The organism is Mycoplasmoides gallisepticum (genome assembly GCF_900476085.1).
In the GTDB taxonomy this organism is placed as follows: domain Bacteria; phylum Bacillota_I; class Bacilli_A; order Mycoplasmatales; family Mycoplasmoidaceae; genus Mycoplasmoides; species Mycoplasmoides gallisepticum.
Genome location: NZ_LS991952.1, coordinates 258,478 through 276,440, shown reverse-complemented (window position 1 = coordinate 276,440; position 17,963 = coordinate 258,478). Strand labels below are relative to the sequence as shown.

General features: G+C 31.9%; 9 protein-coding genes. 1 reads left to right on the top strand and 8 read right to left on the bottom strand.

Going from position 1 to position 17,963, the window contains the following annotated elements:
• Positions 1-2: 2 nt before the first annotated feature.
• Positions 3-578, top strand: a complete 576-nt coding sequence (gene tsaB / locus D2833_RS01210) for a tRNA (adenosine(37)-N6)-threonylcarbamoyltransferase complex dimerization subunit type 1 TsaB (RefSeq protein WP_011113447.1) — start codon at positions 3-5, stop codon at positions 576-578.
• Positions 579-649: 71 nt separating this feature from the next.
• On the opposite strand, the gene D2833_RS01205 is transcribed toward tsaB, so the two are convergent.
• From D2833_RS01205 to D2833_RS04070, 8 genes are all read right to left on the bottom strand, one after another.
• Positions 650-1,093: a dUTP diphosphatase gene (locus tag D2833_RS01205; protein WP_011113446.1), complete on the bottom strand. Its 444-nt coding sequence runs from the start codon at positions 1,091-1,093 to the stop codon at positions 650-652.
• A gap of 460 nt (positions 1,094-1,553) precedes the next feature.
• Positions 1,554-3,422 (bottom strand): P68 family surface lipoprotein, encoded by a 1,869-nt coding sequence (locus D2833_RS01200; protein ID WP_011113445.1) that lies wholly within the window; start codon positions 3,420-3,422, stop codon positions 1,554-1,556.
• 1,961 nt (positions 3,423-5,383) lie between these two features.
• Positions 5,384-7,489: an FIVAR domain-containing protein gene (locus D2833_RS01185; protein WP_011113443.1), complete on the bottom strand. Its 2,106-nt coding sequence runs from the start codon at positions 7,487-7,489 to the stop codon at positions 5,384-5,386.
• 403 nt (positions 7,490-7,892) lie between these two features.
• Positions 7,893-10,280 carry a GA module-containing protein gene (locus D2833_RS01180; protein ID WP_117273963.1) on the bottom strand — a complete coding sequence of 796 codons (2,388 nt, stop codon included), beginning with the start codon at positions 10,278-10,280 and terminating at the stop codon, positions 7,893-7,895.
• A gap of 325 nt (positions 10,281-10,605) precedes the next feature.
• A complete protein-coding gene (locus tag D2833_RS01175; protein WP_117273959.1) occupies positions 10,606-12,714 on the bottom strand; it encodes an FIVAR domain-containing protein in 2,109 nt (702 codons plus the stop codon).
• A 279-nt stretch (positions 12,715-12,993) separates the two neighbouring features.
• Entirely contained in the window at positions 12,994-15,072 is a 2,079-nt protein-coding gene (locus D2833_RS01170; RefSeq protein ID WP_117273956.1) for an FIVAR domain-containing protein, read from the bottom strand.
• A gap of 365 nt (positions 15,073-15,437) precedes the next feature.
• A complete protein-coding gene (locus tag D2833_RS01165; protein ID WP_117273953.1) occupies positions 15,438-17,651 on the bottom strand; it encodes an FIVAR domain-containing protein in 2,214 nt (737 codons plus the stop codon).
• Positions 17,630-17,839, bottom strand: a complete 210-nt coding sequence (locus D2833_RS04070; protein ID WP_117273951.1) for a hypothetical protein — start codon at positions 17,837-17,839, stop codon at positions 17,630-17,632. The genes D2833_RS01165 and D2833_RS04070 overlap by 22 nt, the downstream gene beginning before the upstream one ends.
• Between the last annotated feature and the right edge of the window lie 124 nt (positions 17,840-17,963).

Below are 17,963 nucleotides of genomic sequence, written 5' to 3'. Positions count from 1 at the left end.
CTATGCTAAAAAAATATTCTTTATTTATCGACACTTGTTTAGATAAGATTAATCTTGCAATCTTTGATAGTGAAAAAGAAGAAATCTATTATTACACTTCAATCGAGCTACATAAGAACTTAGTTGATATCATTATTAATAAAATTGAAGAGTTCTTAGCAGATCACAAGATTAAAATGAAATCAATTAGAAAATTGTATCTAACACTTGGACCAGGTTCATTTAGCGGTGTGAGAGTTGGAACAAACATTGCTAAAACATGGAAAACTGTTGATCCGTCATTAGAAGTTTATACGATTTCAAATCTTAAGATCCAAGTTCCATATGGAGAAGGAATTTCGTGCATTGATGCAAAATCAAATAAAAAATACGTAAGTATCTATCGTGGAAACGTTGGAATACTAAAAATTGTTGATGATGAAGAGTATGAAAATTTATGCAAGAAGAATCCTGATCTTTCACTTTTCAAAAACTTTAAGAACGTCGATATTTTTGAGAACTTAATCAATAACATCAAAAACTTCGAATTAACAGAACTAGAGAATATTAAACCAATCTATTTGAAGGATCCTCTTTAATTTTTTAAGATCACTAAGAGATACAGTAAAAATATAAAATCGGCATTTTTTGCCGATTTTTTATAAATTATTTATTTTCCACTAGAACCAAATGCTTTATCAGATCTAGTAGTTATTTTGTTTATTTGATCTGGAGTGACTTTATCTAGTTTAATATTTGCATCCACAGTTCTAGTATCAATAAACATTACGCTTGCAATTCTATCTCCAGCACTGAAATGTTGAGTCATTTTGCTAGCATTGGTAATTATTAAAAATGTATGTCCACGATAATTGCTGTCAATTATCGTATTTGCTAAGATAATTCCTTTTTTTGCTACTGAACTACGCACCATAAACTGGGCATGAATATTATGAGGTAATTCAAAGATAACTCCTGTATCAATGATTTTAGTTTCTAATGATTCAATGGTTAAGTCATTTGGTAATTGAATATCATATCCGCCATCACCATCATAGGCTTTTCTTAACGTGTAATTTCCATCGTTTTCGATTGTATATTTGATTGTTATCATTTGTGTTTTCTATTCTTATTATTTCTAACTAGTTGACCTTGCTTATTAAGTTTTTAATAAAAGTAAGTTTTACCGACTATGTTACCTATTACAGTTATGAAATTAGTTCAACTATTTGCAATTCTTTAATCTGTTTTGTCTTTCAGGATATTATTATAAAAATTTGTCTAAAGTAACTACTAAAAATTTACATTGTTTCAAGAACTGATTTGAAAAAAGTTAAATAATGAGTGACACTAAATTAACAAGTGTAATCACTTGATTTATCTGTTAAATAAGCTTTTAAAATAGTCAGTAAATAACTTTGTTGTAAAAATATTCGTTGATAAAATTAACTGTTTTTACCGCTAAATTTCATTAAATTTGTATCTTAGTAAAAATTCTAATTCATATATTTATAAAAAAATATCAAGCATTTCTTAGTTATAAATACTTGATAACTATTTAAACGTTATGTAGCTTATTGATCAGCTGTTCCTAAAGCATCATTAATCTGTCTAAGTAGATTTTCTTTAGTTAAATTAGTTGGATCGGCTGATCTAGTAATTCCTGAAACTGCTCCATTAAGAATAGATAGAATTCGATTTGCTTTTTCATCTGTATGAATGAAAGCAATTGAATTGTTAGCAGGATCTTTATTTAATTCTGATTTGAATGTCAATCAATCCGTTAAACTTGCTAAAGCCCCTTTATTTAAATAAATTCTTGATCAGTCGCTATTATTATAAGTTTCTGGAGTTGGGTTATTTTTTACCTTATCCACTTCGGCTTGTTCTTTAGCTATAGTATCTGTAAGTGCTTGTTGAGCTGTTGTAGATAGAGCTTGTTTAGAAGTTAAATCATACGCTGACACACTATTTAAAATCTGACTTACTGATTGATTGTTAAACGGAGAATCAGGTGCAGCTATTCTAGTATCGTTATTAAATAATCACTCTAAGAACTTTTTGGTTTGTTCATCTCTTTGTCTAGAAGTTGAAATCCCAATTAAAGAAGAACCACCAATTCAGAAAGTGTTCTTATTTAAATTATTTTTATCTAATTTAGTCAGCTGTGTTTTTCACAGAACATCATCTGCTGAAGCAAAGTTATTTTTTGCGTTATTAATGTCTTGTTGGGTAACATCACCTTTAGTGCTTCTAAACGTTCTAATCGTAAAAGGAGATACAACTGACTGATTTCATCCAACGTGAGGAGCGATACCAAAAGCAGTATCGAAATTTCTAATATCTCATGACGCTCAATCAGATGTTCCGCCTGTTCCAAAATAAATTGATTTTAAAACCTGCTTATCATTTAAATTTAATGTTGTGTAATTATTCTTAAAGAAATCGTAAGTTTCTCCAATTGTGCTTTGATCAGCTGTCTTTCTTAGATTAGAAAAATCTAAATCAAATTGGTTGTCTTGTAATTTTAGATTTCACAATCAAGAATCTCTAGAATTACCTAATTTTGATCACAGATATTTTTGATAAATATTTGGACCATAATCTAACATAAATACTTTTAAATCTCTTTGTTGGCCTGTAACTGTTCGAGCTTGCTTTAGTTCTAAACCTTCAGTAAATTTCTTAGAAAATTCAAACATTGATTCTAGGTTTGAAAAAGTTTGATCGTCAACAGTAAGTCCTTTGTAAATTTCGTTGTTTTTTATCTGCAAATCTTTTCATTTTTTGTTTGGAATCTTCTCCATAAAGTCTTCCATATGAAGTTCTTTGTAGGTTGCAGAATTCTTATCTACAGTTCCACCGCCTTGATCCACTAAACTAAATAACAAATTCATTAAAGGTTTGTTGAATACTAAACTGTCAGTGGTTGTTAAATTAAACGGAATTGCATAAACTTTATCACTACTTTGGGTAGATCCACTTATTTTATTGAAGTTGTTATAAATGTCACTGTCAAAATAGTTTTCGTTGATAATTGGATTGTTAGATAAATCTAATAATCGATTAAATCCATTAATCTGATAAGCTGCATTTAGATCAGCTAATATAATATTTGGAACTAAAGGTGAGTTAGAACGAATGCTACCTACAACATTATTAGTTAATTGTAATTCGCTAGTAGCATTAGTTTTTTCACTTTGTTGTAATTCAACAGGTAAAAAACCTGGCGTATTAGCAAATTGTTTATTGTAGAGATCAACCAATTGACTAAATGCTGACATTAATGGATAAAATTGATTTTGTGCAGTCTGAATAACAACTTTGTCATCAAATTCTCCTTTTTGAACGGGTTGTGACGCTCTAGTGCAAGACGACAAAAATATTCCCAAAGAACTTAAAGCTGCGATGGAATAAATATAAAATTTAGTTCTTTTTCTCATAAATTTTTCCTATCTTATAGTTTAGGTTAGTTTTTAACTTTAACCTGGTTTTCCTTTTTTACTTTACTACTAATTATTTATTTGTTTATATAAAAACGCAAATATTTAAATTATTGGTTACCCAAAGCAATTTATGTTTTCTTATTCACAATCTTGTAAAACAACGAGAAATCCTTCGATTTCTAAAATATGTCTAAGTTTTTAAACTAGCGAATTTAACGCTCTGCGGATTAAGGCATCACGCTTTATTCGTTTCTGTTTAAGCTGGAACTAATTTGTAAACTTTTTATACAAAATTTGCAATTATCAAAAGTACATTTTAGTAAGTAAAAAAATGTGCATGCACTCTGAAAAATAAAAAGAAATTTATCATTTTTACCGTTAAATATTAAAATTTTTATTTATGTAAACAACAATTCATTCAAACATTTTATTGAATTAAAAAAAGAATTATACGATCTCCGAAAAAACATTTCATTTGCTCTTGATAAGCTAAAAAACAAAGCCAGACAAATTCCATATAAACACTTTTGCAAACTTAGTTGTCAATTAAAACAAGAAATTAAAAAGGTGTTAAAGTTCAAACGGTTTGAACCTTTGCATCCACAAAATGCAAACTATCTCTTGAACAAAAGTTAGAATTATCTTAAATGTAAAATTGTCACAAGACTGAAGTGACTAAAAAGTTAACAACTAACATCTAGTTTTTTCAAAAATTTTAGAGCTTTACACATTTAGAAAAAAAATATTTATTAGCATAATAAGATTAATTTACCAAGACTAACTAAAAATGGAAAATTATCAACAGTTAAAAAAATTAGCAATTATTCGTCTTATTGTCTCTTTTATTGTCTACATAACGTTTTTTATAGGGATGCTAATGACTGTATTCGGTGTTATTTATTTTTTACAATGAAAAGAAACTTCTAAGTCAGAAACTGAGAGTCTAGCTTTGAATTTACTTGACTCTGGAGTATTATTACTAGTTTTATTTATTGCTTTGATCTTTTATTATATTTACCTAGTACGTAAAAGATCCTTGGACTTATTAAAAAAGACAATAAGTTAACTGCTCAACAAAAAGATGATTTGTATTTAACTAGTGGTTTTGTTTATATTTCTTATTTACTTAATGACATTAACTTTTTAAATATCGTTAGTACCTATAATCCTCATAAATAAAGGAAACGATAGTTGAACTAAGCTGCGAAATAAAAACTTTTTAATTTTTTTATAAAAAAATACTTTACAGAACAAAAATTTCAGTTATAATATTTATGTATAACTCGTTGAAGGGTCGTGCTATATAAATTCATTAATAACAAATAAATCAATCTATCTTAACCCATTCGAACTCCTTTCGAGTGGGTTTTTTATTTCGCCATCCCAATAAATATAAGAGTTTTTAATTAGTTAATTCTAGTTCTATGGTTTGTAAAAACATTTTGGTTAGTGCGTTTTTAGAAACTTTATAGATCTATTAATTAAAACTAACAGTGTTTTTGTAAAAAAAAATACTAAAAAATGTTGACATCTCAAATATCTTATGTATAATATAGATGTATAACTCGTTGAAGGGTCGTGCTATATAAATTCATTAATAACAAATAAATCAATCTATCTTAACTCATTCGAACTCCTTTCGAGTGGGTTTTTTATATTTATATAGCGCATACATCAAATTAAAGATTAATAAAAACGACAATTTTCTTATTACGAAGAGATTGTTGTCTATTATCTTTAAAAAGATCTGGTTCGATCATAAGCATAGTAGTCCAAAAGCTACTAGTCTCTCATATCTGCTTATCGATAATAAAAAAAACATGAAATCTGAAGTTTGATTCAGATTTCATGCCATATTTACATGGAGTAAAACAAATAACTTTTATTTTATTATCTAACTAACTTAGCGTTTAAACAGAAACATGATCCTTGAAAAAAGATTTAAAAAACATAATTTTTTATTTCGAACTAGCTTCTTTAGATCCTTCTTGAATAGTGTTATCAGCTACAGGACTAGCTGTTTTATCCATTAAAGTAAATGTTAAGTTACCTATGAAAGGAGTATTACCATTACTTACTCCACTGATAACAATTTTGTTTAATCCTTGTTTTAAATTTAAAGTCTGGCCTGTTGTTGTGCTTGATCCACTATTAGTAACGATATTCGCATTATTTGATGTATCGAAATGTCCTAAAGTATCTCAATTTGTTTGAGCTTTAACATTTAGTGCTAGAGAGTTATTACTAGTCTCATCAGAGCTGCTATTTAAGAATTTAATATTTCTATTTTGATTTGTAAGATACGAACCACTTAGATAATAATCGCCTGATTTTGGAGCATTTACATATATTGTAAATGTTCTATTGGCATTAACCGTGTTAGGAGAAGTTCTTACATTTGATAGGTCTCTAATTGATTTACTTGCATTACTACCTATTAACCCAACTAAGTATACTGTTGGAGATTTTGGCATATCAGCGCCATTTTGAATATTTAATTCATTGAATTGGCGAACATATATACTGTAACTAGCAGCAAGACTATAACCTTTTAATAGGTCAACAGTAACCGCTGTTGGATTATTTTCATTATTAAAGGTGTTTGCGAATAGATCATCATAAATCTTCTTTTTATTAGCATCACTATCTGATGAAGTCAGATACATATTACCAATCATAGGAGCTACTTTATTAGTTTGATCTGTTGGAACACTAAATTCAATTTTGTTTTCACCAAACTTTAAACCTGTTAATGTAACTTTAGCTACATTAATGTCAGCAACTGTTGGCGCTTCGTTCATTGTAGTAGCTGCAGGCATTGTTTCACTTGTAGAAGATTCTGAAGCCGAAGCTGTTTCTTCTTCTTCTGCAGCAGGTTTCGCTGCAGGTGCAGCCGCTGGAATCGCTGGAGCTGGGGTGACCGATGGTGCTGAAGATGATGTCTTAAAATCAACTGCTTTTGCCATTTCATCATTTAATTTATAATTCAGCGCTACTTTATCTTTATCACTATCTTTAACTAACTTGTAAGGGAAATATAAGTAAGCTGTTTTTTCAGCTCCAAAGTAACGAAAGCTTAATGTGTATTTAGCTTCAGCACCATTTAAACTATAGATTCATGAAACATCTGTTAAGGGTGCAGCTTGTTTTGTTGCATCTTCAGTTGGTGTAGTTGCTAAAGGAGTATTTTCAGAGGCCCAAACTTTTCTTTGCGCAAAATTTCAGTTTGGAGTATCTACATTAACACTAAAACCAACAAAACTGTAATTTCTTGGTTGCTCCTGATTATTTGCTTCATCAACTCCAGTCAAATTATTTTTAACTAAAGACTGTTTGATAAAACTGTTAGCTAAATTATCAGCATTTTGTTTTCAAGCTACTAGTTTTGAAGTTGCATTAGTAATATCTTGATTAGCTTGTGTTACACTCATAACTTCAGGAATATTTCCAGTAGCAGGGTCTAAAGTAGCTGTAACAATAGTATTGGCTTTTTCATATAAACTATTAAGATTAGTTCTGATTGCTGCATAATTTTCGTTTGCAATAGAATCTAAATTAGTTTTTTCTTCTTTTAACGTTTCTTTTAGATTGTTATATGCTTCTACTAGTGACGCGTGCTGTGCATCAAAATCAGTTTTTGCTTTAGCTGCTGCAGCAATTTCCGCTTCTAATGTTGTTCTAGCAGCATTAATATTCTGAGTAGTGGAAGCAGAATTATTAAGTACGTTTTTAGCAGTAGTATAAGCTGCTGAAAGTTTTGCACTAATTTTTGCATAATCAACGTATAATCCAACTTTTTCACTTTCGCTATTTGTTAAAGTGGTTAAAGCAGCTTTAGCGTTTGCTAATTCTTGTGCCGCAGTATCCATACCTGGATTAGTATCTCCGCCATTCATACCACCACTAGGAGGGTTTGGCATTGGATCTGGTTTTGGTTCAGGGTTTGGCTTTGGTTCAGGGTTTGGAGTTGGTGTAGTTGCTGAAGTACAACTAGCTGCTGCCAACATTACAAACGAACCAATACCTAATAAACTAACAAACTTTAAAATGTTTTTTCTCTTCACTTAAAGTTAAGCCAATAACTTACGTTCACCACGTCTATTATTGTCTAAAGAATATATAAAGTTCAGTAAGTAATAAATCGGGTTTATTTTCGCAGATCAAGCCAGACCAAACTCCCCTAACTTCTAAGAACTTCTTCTTCTTCTTCTTCTTCTTCTTCTTCTTCTTCTTCTTCTTCTTCTTCTTGGATTTTTAAAGGATTTTAGCTATTTTATATATTAAATACAACAACTCAATTTGTCTTAACTAAATAAAAAAAACACCAGAACTGCTTTAGCGATCCTGGGCTAATAATTTTATTTAACTAACTTAGCGCTTATATATTCTTTTCTGCAGTAGCAGAACTAGGCTCAACTTGTTCACTAATCGTTTGATTTCTTTCTAAACATGTTTTTGGTTTTATTATTAGTTTGAAGATGAACTTGTTCCAGTTGTTGGTGAGCTTTGAGCTTGTTGTGTTGATCCTGTTTCTGAACCTGCTGGTTCATTACTTTGACCTGATTGAGCTTCACTTGTTGAAGCTGTTCCTGATCTAGCATCTTGAGGTTGAGTTGCTTCTTCACCACCTTCTTTAGTTTGCTGTTGATCTGGAGTTTGTAATACGCTTATAGGTCTTACAAATTTAGTTAAAGGAATTCTAATTAAGAAAGTATTTAATCAACCTTCGCTGGTTACACCGTTAACTGCAAAATATACTGCGCTTGAGTCTCCATTAACTTGTTGTAAGAATACGCTGCTATCGTTTAAATTTCCTATTCTAAGTTCTTTAATGTTTTGAACTTTAGTTATAGCAACTCCGTCTTTTTCTGTTACAAGTTGAGCTTTAAATTTAGGGTCAAATTTGTTAACATAGTTAATTATTGCTTGTAATAATGAAGTTTGAGCGTTATCTCTTACTAATAATTCTTTGAATTTAGTGTTAAAGTTACCATCTACATTTGAGGTTCCGTTAATTGAAGTATTATTTTTAGATCCTACCTGAAGAAGCTTTGCATCTAACTCAATATTTGGCCCGGTGTAGTTTAAATAAACATTAACTTTTGCTTTTACGTTAGCATCATCAACTTTTGAATTTTGTGGCGCTGCTGAAGATGAAGCTCCTTGTGTTGCAAATAAGTTTTTATTTGGATCTGCTTCTTTATATAGATTTCTAATAGTTAGTGTAACTGTTTGAGAAGAATCATCTGCTTTTTTATAGCCTTCTTTAGGAGTTAAGGTAAAAGTTACTTTTGGTGTGAAAATAGTTTTTTTCTTTATGACTGATTCATCCCAAGAAATTTTAGGATCTGATAAAGTCATATTCTTGAACTTTTCTTCACCTAATTTTTTTGTCAGTTGCTCTGATACAAGACTTAGTTTATCTTGATTTTGATTAAATCATGTAGTTAATATTAATGCGTTTCTTTGTTTTCAAAAAGGATAGCTGCCAGTTGGGGATTCATTATATTCTCTATTCATTTGCGCAACAGTAGTAGGTAGAGTTGTAGTTACAATTTTCGGCATAAACCCGTCTCAGTATAGTGTACGACCAGCGTCAGCTTTATAGTAAGCAGTTTTGGTTGTAGGGTTATCACCGTTAAGTGCATCAGTAGCTGCTTTTAAAGTATCGTTTAATGATTTTAGATAAGAAGCAGTTGATGCTAAATTAGCTGTTGGAGTTTGTGCTGCAGGAGCAGTTTGCATAGTTGAAGTTTCTTCTGTTCCTGTCGCAACTTTAACTATAGCTGATGCTATCGCGCTAGGTGAAGTTTGCGTTGTTGTTGGAGTATCTGCTTGAGCTGGAGCCATTACAAAGTTTTGTAGTTTGAATTCTGATTTGTCTCTAGCTTTGGTTCAAGCTCTAGGGTTTCGTAAAGCACCATTTGTTGGAGCAGGAACCATAATTGATTCAGCTGTTCATTTGAATGCTGGAAATACTGATGAAGCTTTTAATAATGCATCGTCAAATGCAGTTTTGTTATCTGCGTCATAGTAATTTCTTGGGTAGTCCACCTGCATTTTTAGACCATTTGATACTAAAGTTTGAAGAGATTCTAATGATTCTTTTAATGATGTTAGGTTTTCTAACATTGTTGTAGCTTGAGCAGCGTGATCTTTATCTAAAGCTGTAACTTGTCTTTGTAGTTCAGCTTTTAGAGTTGAGTTAACAAGAGTATCTAGCGCTTCTACTGCTGATGCTGCGCTAGTTTTTGTTTTTTGGAAGTCAAGCTCTGGTTTAACTGTTGCAACTGCTGCATCAAGATCTGTTTTTGAAGATTCTAATGAAGCTTTTGTTGTGTCTAAATTACTTGAAGCATCTAGATTTTTAAGTTTTGTTCCATCTTCTAGTAATTCTGTCGCTGCTGTTAATTTTGCTTCTAAAGTAGTTTTAAGATCTTGGCTTACATTTGTGTATTGTTCTTCAGATTGAAGTGTTTTAGCAGCAGTAACCGATCCGCTTAATGCTTTTACAGCTGAAACAAGAGCTTCTGCTTTAGTTTTTAAATCTCTTGCTGCAGGTCCTGTTGTAGTTGCATCAACTTGTCTTTTTAATGCTTCTTTAACTGAATCTGATAATTCTGCTGAAGCATCAATAACAACTTTAGCTTCTGTTTTAGCAGCTGCTAATTGCTGAGCAGAATTATCCATTCCTCTACCATTCCCTGGATTAGTATCTCCACCATTCATACCACTACTAGGAGGATTTGGATTAGGTGTTGGGGTAGTTGCTTGGGTACAACTAGCAGCTGCTAACATCACAAACGAACCAATACCTAATAAACTAACAAACTTTAAAATGTTTTTTCTTTTCACTTAAAGTCGAATTGACGAATTTGTAAAACGAACAAGTTCATCAAGATAAGAATATATAAAGTTCAGTAAGTAATAAATCGGGTTTATTTTCGTCGAACAGACGAGCCCCAAACCTCTAAACTTCTAAGAACTTCTTCTTCTTCTTCTTCTTCTTCTTCTTCGAAAACAAAAGTTTTTATTCGTTTTTACAGTTTATTCAGAAATAATTTACCAGCCTTTTTAAATAAAAAACACCAAAACTGCTTATCGGTCTTGGTGCTAATAATTTTATGTAACTAACTTAGCGCTTTATTCAAAGATAAAGATTTTTTTATTTGATTCATTATTATGTTGATTCACGAGTCTCACTTTCAGTATTACTTAACGGGTTATTATTTAAAGTGAATGTTAAATTACCAATATAAGGAGTATCATTAGTTCCACTAATAACTATCTTATTAAGACCTTGTTTAAGGTGTAATGTTCTTTTGGCCATATTGCCTGATACAACATTGTTAGTCGTATCACTTGTATCAAATGTTTCTAATGCAGTTCAAGCAGTTTTTGCTGTTACATTAATTGTTACAGAATTAGAATCATCACTCCCTGTTTGGAATTTTAATGATCTTTGTGTTCTATTTGTTGAAATATATGAACCACTAATTCCATACTGACCGTCAGATGGTGCATTTACATATATTGCAAGGGTTCTTTTTTGTCCTGCTATATTCGGGTTTCTAATTCTATTACTAACATTATTAACAGTTCTTTGTCCAGATCCTGCAATAAATCCAACTAAATAACTTGGGGCACTTGTTTGTGAATCTGAAGCTGTTTGATTTGCTCCAGTTAGTCGTTTAAATTCTCCAACATATGTTGATCAACCAGAAGCAAGACTATACCCTTTTAATAAATCAACGGTTACAGATCTAGAGTCAGTGCTTAAATTACTTGTATTGCCAAAGATTTGATTATAAATCTTTTCTTGACTTTCAGAATTTGAGCTAATAAACATATTGCCAATCATCGGAGCTACTTTATTAGTTTGATCTGTTGGAACGCTAAACTCAATAGTGTTTTGTCCAAATGCTAAACCTGTTAAAGTCACTTTAGCTATATTAATACTATCCACTGTTGGAGTAGGATTCATTTCATTATTAGAAGTTGCAGCTTCATCAGCAACTAAAACTTCAGAAGATGATCTACTTTCACTGCTACCTGTAGTTGTAGTTTCATTAGTAGTTGAATCAGCATTTGCAGGTTCTGTTCTAACTGGTTGAAAATTAATTAATTTTGGGCTAGCTTTATTTAGACTGTATTGAAGCGCTACTGAATTTGAATCAGCTTGTTTAACTAACTTATAAGGGAAATATAAGAATGTAGTATCAGGACCATAATACTCAAAACTTAGGGTATATTTAGTTCCTTCTCCAGCTAAACTATAAATCCAAGACACGTCAGTTGAAGAAACAGGGGAAGAAACTAGAACTGTTCTTCCACCTTCTTGACCTTCACTAGTTCAAACCTTTCTTTGAGCAAAATTTCAGTTAGGTAGATTTTGCGAATTACTAGTTAGATCAACACTATAAGCTGCAAAACTTCAATTTGCTGGTTGTTCTTGATTATGAGCTGAATCTGTTCCTGTAGATAATTGAGTTTTAGACAACGGTTTTTTCTCAAAATCGTTAAACTTATCTGCATTATCTTTTCAGTTCTTCAACGATTCAGGACTAATATCCATTTTAATGCTATTGTTAGCTTCGTTCACTTTCTTTAAATTAGGTCTTTCACCACTAGTAGGATCTAATGTTTTAGCTGTTATTGCACTACCTGTATCAAACAGTTTACTTAAGTGATTTTTAATACTACTATATTTATTTTCAGATAAACCTTCTAAGCTAGTTGTTTTAGATTGTAGTGTAGTTTTTAAATTATTATATGCAGTTACTAAAGGTTGATTTTTACTATCAAAATCATTCTTAGCACTAGCAGCTTTATCAATAGCTGCTTGTAGTGTAGTTGATGCAGATCTTAAATTATCTAAAGTTGCACTTGTATTTTCTGATGCAGTTTTAGCTGTCATATAAGCAGTGCTTAAAGTACTTTGAATTTTGGCATAATCAGCATATAAAGCAACGTTGGTATTTTCTGTACCAAGTAGGTCGGTTAGCGTTTTTCTAGCAGCTGCTAATTGTTGTTTTGGTGTGGTGTTCCCAGGATTAGGATTGTCGCCCATCATGCCACCACCATTCCCTGGATTGGTATTTCCATCAGACATACCTACACCACCGCCAGGATTTGGCATTGGATTTGGTTCAGGGTTTGGAGTTGGTGTTGGTGTTGGTGTTGGGTTCGGAGTTGGTGTAGTTGCTGAAGTACAGCTTGCAGCTGCCAACATTACAAACGAACCAATACCTAATAAACTAACAAACTTTAAAATGTTTTTTCTTTTCACTTAAAGTCGATCTGATAAATTTTTAAAAAATTAAAAAATTCACCAATTAAGAATATATAAAGTTCAGTAAGTAATAAATCGGGTTTATTTTCGCTCACTAGGCCAATCCAACACTCCTAAACTTCTAAGAACTTCTTCTTCTTCTTCTTCTTCGAAAACAAAAGCTTTCATTCGTTTTTACAGTTAATTCAGAAATAATTTACCAGCCTTTTTAAATAAAAAACATCAAAACCGTTTATCGGTCTTGATGCTAATAATTTTATGTAACTAACTTAGCGCTTATATATTCTTTTCTGCAGTAGCAGAACTAGGCTCAACTTGTTCACTAATCGTTTGATTGCTTTCTAAAGTAAATGTTAGATTACCTATAAATGGTGTATCGCCATTGTTTACTCCTGATACAACAATCTTGTTTAAACCTTGATTTAAGGTTAGAGTTCTTTTCATTGGTGTACCTGTTCCTGAAACAGTAGTGCTAGTCATCTTAGTATCAAAGTGACCTAATGTGGTTCAATTTTTTTGTTTTAAACCAGTGACTGTAACTTCATTATTACTGCCACTTGTACCGGTTGAGAATTTTAGACTTCTTGCTTGATTCGCTCCTTGTAAATATGCACCACTTATGTGATAGTTCCCGTTTACTGGTGCATTTGCATATATTGTGAATGTTCTTGTAGCGCCATTCATATTAGGAATATTTTTAATATTCATTGGACCGCTTGCAACTGTACGATTCTGGCTACCACCAATCAAACCAATTAAATAAACAAGGTCAGAGGTTTGTACACCATTACCTGTTAAACCAGTAAATTGACGAATATATGTGCTTCAACTAGTTGCAAGACTATATCCTTTTAATAGATCAACACTAACAGATGTTTGGCTAGCAGTTTGTGATGAAGTGTTTCCAAAAATACTATCGTAAATTTGCTTTTTATTTGCTTCATCATTAGATGAAGTAATATAGATATTACCAATCATTGGCGCAACTTTATTCATATTGTCTTGATCCATTGGAACACTAAATTCAATTGTGTTAGAACCAAACTTTAAATTAGATAAAGTCACTTTAGCAACATTAATAGTATTAACTGATGGCATTGGGTTAACTTTCTCATTAGCAGTTGTAGTTTCAGCTGATTCTTGTCTACCATCTGTTTCAGCTGGAGCTGAAGCAGTAGCAGCCGCTTCACTAAACTGAATCGCTACAGAATCTGCTTGATTTAATTTATATTGAAGCCCGACTTTATCACTGGTTTTAGCCAACTTATAAGGAAAGTATAAATAACCAGTTTGTGGGCCATAATAATCAAATGTTAGTGTATATTTAGCTCCTGTCCCGCTTAAAGTGTAGATTCATGACACATCTGTTAAAGGAGCAGAGTTTTGTGAATTATTAGGTAAAGGGCTGGTTCAAGTTCTACTATCTGCTGTTCAAACTGTTCTTTGTGCAAAATTTCAGTTTGGACTTGCTATGTCACTAGCATAAGCTACAAAGCTATAATTTCCTGGTTGTTTCGTATTATTAGAACCTTCACTCATTAATTTAGTTCTATCCAATTTATACAATTGATAATTTGCAAACAGATCAGCATTACTTTTTTCTGAATTAATTTTTTCTTCTTTTATTGCTTCTAGGATTTTGGTGTTTTCAGCATTAAGTGTAGCTACAACTGGAAGATTACCATTCACTGGATTCAATGTTTGTTTAACGATTTCTTCAGCTGTTGAAGAAGCTGCATTAATTTCACTCAAAATTGCGCTATATTTTTCTTGATTTAATGACATTACTATAGCTTCTTTTTTATTAAGAGTGTCTTTTAAAACTTTGTATGCCATTAATAATTGGCTATTTTGTTGATCAAATTTTTCTTTGTCACTAGCAGCAGTATTAATAGCAGTTTGTAACGTTGATGTTGCTGTTTTAACTTGATCTAAAGTTGATGTTGAACTATCTGAAGTCGTTTTAGCAACTGCGTACGCAGAAGTCAAGTCAGCTTTAATTTTTGCATAGTCTGCATATAATTCAACAGTCTTAGATTCTCCACCAATTAAATCACTTAAAGCTTTTTTAGCATTCACTAATTCCTGGTTAGTAGCATTCATCATGCCTTGTCCACCACCTGGATTAGTATCTACGCCATTCATACCACCACTAGGAGGATTATTCGTGTCACCACCACCAGGATTTGGCTTTGGTTCAGGGTTAGGTGTTGGGGTAGGAGTTGGAGTTGGAGTTGGAGTTGGAGTTGGAGTTGGAGTTGGAGTGCTAGCTTGAGTACAGCTAGCAGCTGCTAACATTACAAACGAACCAATACCTAATAAACTAACAAACTTTAAAATGTTTTTTCTTTTCACTTAAAGTTAAGCCAATAACTTACGTTCACCACGTCTATTATTATCTAAAGAATATATAAAGTTCAGTAAGTAATAAATCGGGTTTATTTTCGCTGATCAAACCAACCCCAGACCACAGAACTTCTAAGAACTTCTTCTTCTTCTTCTTCTTCTTCTTCGAGAAACAAAGGGTTTTGTTGATATTTATACTTCAACCACAACTATGATTCTATAATTCCAACTAGTAAATAAAAAAACACCAGAACCGCTTTAGCGATCCTGGTGCTAATAATTTTATTTAACTAACTTAGCGACTTATTCAAATATAAGTATTTCTTTTTTACTTTTCAGTTTTATCATTTTGTTCTAAACCAACATAATTATGATTAAGCAGCAACTTGAACACCATTAGATGAAGGACTACCACTAGTTTCTGCTGTATTAGAATTAGGAGTTGTTGTATTGGCATGTAAACTAAATGTTAAATTGCCAATATAAGGAGTATCATTATTATTAGTCCCGCTAATGACAACTTTATTTAAACCTTTATTTAAGTGTAAGGTTCTATTAGTATTTTGCATATTTTGTCCATCAGCGTTTGTAGTAGTGCCATTCGTAATATTTGTATTATTAGCAGTATCAAAAGTTCCTAGTGTATTTCAATCAGTTTGTGCATTGACAGTTATTGTCAAATCATTCATCATATTATTTGTTGCTCCACTATTTGTTGAGAATTTTAAATTTCGTTGTGCATTTGTAAGATACGACCCTCTAATAGAATAATCACCTTCTCTTGGTGCATTCACATAGATTGTGAATGTTCTAGCATCATTATCTACATTAGGAGAGTTTTGTATATTCGTAATTCCAGAATCATCTGTACGTCTTTGACTACCACCAATTAATCCAACTAGATAAACAGTAGGAGAAGTTCCCATCATATCACCACTAGTTTTTAAGTTTGTAAACTGACGGATGTATTCTCGAAAACTAGTTGCTAAACTATAACCTTTTAATAGATCAACTGTTACAGCTGTTTGATTCTCTTGTTGAACTGATGTGTTTCCAAATAGATCATCGTAGATTTTATCTCTATTAGCTTCAGTATTAGAAGAAGTTAGATACATATTTCCAATCATTGGAGCAACTTTATTAGAAACGCCTGTTGGAATACTAAATTCGATTTTGTTTTTACCAAATTTTAAATCTGTTAAGGTAACTTTAGCTACATTAATATCACTAACTGTTGGAGTTTCGTTCATTGCACTAGTTTCAGGTGCGCTTTGATTAGACTGAGAATTTTCTTGGTTTCTTGGATTAGAATCAGCAGAACTTTCTGCTGCTCTTCTCTCTGGATTCGATGGAGTAGATCCTGCTGGTTGTCTTTGATCTGGTGAACTTAAAGTTTCTGATTCACCCGCAGGTGCTTGAGTTGCTGAACTCTTCTTGAATTCTATCGCTTTGGGATCAGCATCGTTTAATTTATATTGAAGTTCTACTTCATCACTAGCTTTAACTAACTTATAAGGAAAGTAAAGATAACCAGTTTTAGAACCATAATAATTGAATGTTAAAGTATACTTAGCACCTGCTCCTGTTAAACTATAGATTCATGATACATCTGTTAAAGGAACTGAATTTTCAGATTGATTAGCAAGAGGGCGGTTCTTATTATTTGTATTAGTTCATACTATTCTTTTAGCGAAGTTTCAATTAGGAGTATTATTTTGGTTACCAGTTCCACCAGGTACATCGACAGTATAACCTACAAAACTATAGTTTCCTGGTTGAGGAGCCATATTAGTTGTACTGACAATATCTGTTTTATTAATTACTTGTTTAACAAAACTATCAGCTAGCATAGTAGCATTTTGCTTTTGTTGTGTTAATACATCTTCTTTAGTTGCTTCTCTAAGTTTTGTATTAGCATTAACTACTGCTTGAGTATCAAGCACAACCCCTTCAACCGTTTCTAAGGTTTTATTAGTAAGTGCTTTGCCTGCATTATATAATGCAGTTAAGTGCATTTTGATTCCGGAAAACTGTTCTTGCGTATAAGCAGCTAGAGTTGTTTCTTCATTACTTATAGCTGTCTTAAGCTCTTTGTATGCTGTTACTAATGAAGCATGTTGTGAGTCAAAAGTTTGTTTACTAGTAGCTGCTACATTAATTGCAGTTTCTAATGTTGTTTTAGCATTATTTACTTCTTGTAAAGTTGCATCAGATTTATCTGAAATTTCTTTAGCTGCAGTGTAAGCTTTTACTAATTGGTCTTTGATTTTTGCATAGTCAGAGTACAAACCAACTTTTTCACTTTTGGTATTCAATAAAGTGGTTAAAGCTGTTTTAGCAGCTGCTAATTGTTGAGCAGCATTGTCCGTTCCTCCGCCATTCCCTGGATTAGTATCTCTGCCATTCATGCCACCACTAGGAGGATTTGGCTTTGGTTCAGGATTTGGAGTTGGATTTGGTTCAGGATTTGGAGTTGGTGTTGGGTTAGGTGTTGGGTTGACCGGTGTAGTACAGCTTGCAGCTGCCAACATTACAAACGAACCAATACCTAATAAACTAACAAACTTTAAAATGTTTTTTCTTTTCACTTAAAGTTGATCTCATGAATTCTTAAAAGATTAAAAATTCACCAAGTAAGAATATATAAAGTTCAATAAGTAATAAATCGGCTTAATTTTCGCTGATCACAGGATTCCCAAACCCCAGAACTCCTAAGAACTTCTTCTTCTTCTTCTTCTTCTTCTTCTTCTTCTTCTTCTTCTTCTTCGAAAAACAAAGGATTTTATAAGTTTTTATAGTTGAAACCACATACAGTTATTACTTATCAACTTTTTTAAAGATAAAAAAACACCAGAACCGTTCTAGCAATTCTAGTGCTAATAATTTTATGTAACTAACTT